The organism is Paenibacillus sp. VTT E-133280 (genome assembly GCF_002264385.1).
GTDB classification, from domain to species: Bacteria; Bacillota; Bacilli; order Paenibacillales; family Paenibacillaceae; genus Paenibacillus_AQ; species Paenibacillus_AQ nitricinens.
In genome coordinates this window covers 1-1969 of sequence record NZ_NFUX01000151.1, presented here as the reverse complement: position 1 = coordinate 1969, position 1969 = coordinate 1, and the positions used below count along the sequence as shown (strand labels likewise).

Here is a 1969-nt window from a genome sequence, read left to right as displayed (position 1 = left end):
ATAGTGTGAAACTTATACTTTCTTATATTTGAAGAAACGGCTTAGTCGCCCTTATAAGGACGTCACCCGTTTCTTCAAGAAATATAAGGTTCGGTCAAGCGAAAATTAATGATCAAATTTTGATCAAATTACATAATACAATGTTTGACAAAGGTTGAACAGACTTCATTCCTTGCCTTAGCTGCCAAAAATTCTTAGAGACAGCTGTACAAATGTTCTCGACATTTCACTAGCCCAGCCTGCAAGCGGATCAATTGTAAACGTCCGTAGCCCAGGAATAAACAGAATTAATAAAAAGAGGAATACAGCCCATTGTTCAAATTGCTGTAATTTGCCGCGGATCGAACGTGGGGCAATATCTTCCACAATCCGATAGCCATCCAGCGGCGGCAGCGGAATAAGATTGAACAGAAACAGAAAGAAGTTCCATTGAATGAAGGTACCAAAGAATAAGTATACAGCCTCGAGCATGCGATCATTCGAGATATTATCCAGAACTCCAGTTGCCGCAAGTGCACCGTATATTATAGCACCAATAATTCCTAAGAGCAGGTTACTGATTGGTCCCGCAGCCGACACGATGACTCCCATGAGACGAGGACGACTAAAGTTATCGCGGTTTACCGGAACCGGACGCGCCCAACCGAAGCCAGCAACTAGCAGCAGCAAAATACCAAAGAAATCGAAATGAACAGCAGGGTTAAGCGTCATGCGGCCAAGTAATCTTGCTGTTGGGTCCCCGAACTTATTCGCGAAATAAGCATGACTGAATTCATGTACTGTAAAAGCAATTAAAATTGTAATGAGCAGGAAAGGAAGCTGATCTAAATCTACTCGAATTATACTTTGCAATATATCCATTTTTACCTCTTTCCGGCTGTAAATGCCACCCAATCTTCTTCACGGGATATTTCAATAATCTCAAAGCCAGACGCTTTCAGCGCGTTCGCCACAAGTCCTTCTTTATCTTTATATATACCTGAGGTAATGTAGAGGCCTCCAGGCTGAAGCGCGCGGTATACATCATCCGTAAACAATACGATGATTTCCGCCAAAATATTCGCAACTACAATTTGTACAGGTAATGTCACGCCAAGGCTGCCTTCTTGCTCTTGCTTAGCAGGAACGGCTCCTTCTAGTGAGTGACCAGGTCTAGCGGATGGCCACATCTCTCCAGCCGCTGTATCAGCTACACCTTCCCCGCCCAGCAGCGACAGAAGATCGCTCTCTTTTACCGTTATGGACGATTCAAGCTTGTTAAGGGCTACATTCTCCCGTGCACTTTCCACAGCCACCGGATCTAAATCTAAGGCCAATACAGATTTTGCACCTAGCAGCATCGCACCTACAGCCAGAATTCCTGAACCTGTACCGACATCGATAACTTCTTCACCGCCGCTAATATTCTTTTCAAGTGCACGGAGGCACAGAGCTGTTGTAGGGTGAGTCCCAGTACCAAATGCCATGCCAGGGTCGATCTCAATGATGGCTTCATCCGGACTCTCAGGCGTATATTCCTCCCAGGTTGGTTTAATGGTGAGACGCTCCGATACCCGCAGCGGTTTGAAATATTGCTTCCAAGCATGCGCCCATTCGTCTTCATCCACAGTCTTCCAAGAAATCAACGCTTTGCCTGGATCAATCCCGTACTCATGTAATTCGGCTACCCGTGGAGTCAATTCTTCTATAACAGCATCCATATCTGTGGAATCGGCATAATAACCCTTTATGACCGCTTCCCCTTCTGGAATATCATTCAAAGGTTGGTCGTACAATTCACCGTAACGTGTATCCCGTTCTTTATTCAGTGTGCCGGATTCCTCGATAGAAACTCCACCTGCACCAGCTTCATATAAAAAATTCGAAATCATTTCCTGTGCTTCTTCTGTTGTATGTATCGTCACTTCATGCCATAACATCTTTATGTAATCCTCCTAAAAGTTTTGTGAGCATTTGCTTCATTGATTTA

At 44.4% G+C, this 1969-nt stretch carries 2 protein-coding genes; both read right to left on the bottom strand.

What is annotated here, in order from left to right:
* Positions 1-177: 177 nt before the first annotated feature.
* The gene (locus CA600_RS30505; RefSeq protein ID WP_094874822.1) at positions 178-861 is read right to left on the bottom strand and encodes a site-2 protease family protein; all 684 of its coding nucleotides are present in this window, start codon (positions 859-861) and stop codon (positions 178-180) included.
* A gap of 2 nt (positions 862-863) precedes the next feature.
* Positions 864-1919, bottom strand: coding sequence for a 50S ribosomal protein L11 methyltransferase (prmA, locus tag CA600_RS30500; RefSeq protein WP_094874821.1), 1056 nt, complete (start codon positions 1917-1919; stop codon positions 864-866).
* Between the last annotated feature and the right edge of the window lie 50 nt (positions 1920-1969).

Excerpts from the sequence above, each read along its gene's own strand:
- prmA (WP_094874821.1), bottom strand. The coding sequence starts at position 1,919 with ATGTTATGGCATGAAGTGACGATACATACAACAGAAGAAGCACAGGAA.
- CA600_RS30505 (WP_094874822.1), bottom strand. The coding sequence starts at position 861 with ATGGATATATTGCAAAGTATAATTCGAGTAGATTTAGATCAGCTTCCT.